General features: G+C 67.7%; 1 pseudogene. It reads right to left on the reverse strand.

Annotated features, from left to right (window positions below):
• Positions 1–223, reverse strand: a pseudogene (locus AC2CJA_RS27515) (RNA-guided endonuclease TnpB family protein); the annotation flags it as partial.

The raw sequence follows: 223 nt of genomic DNA on the forward strand, positions 1-223 counted from the left end.
GACGGTCACCGTGGACGGCGACGCACCCTCCGGGAGGGGACGGGACCACACGATGTCGAGCGGTTCCGCCATCTTCGCCAGGGTGAGGCTGCCGTCGCGGAACCGGAACGCGCTGGTGGTGTACTCCGCGGACTTCCGCGACTTCTTCCGCGACTTGAAGCGCGGGTACTTCGCCCGCTTGCCGAAGAAGTTCGTGAACGCCGTCTGAAGGTGCCGCAGGGCC

Source organism: Streptomyces sp. ATLC9, assembly GCF_057196705.1.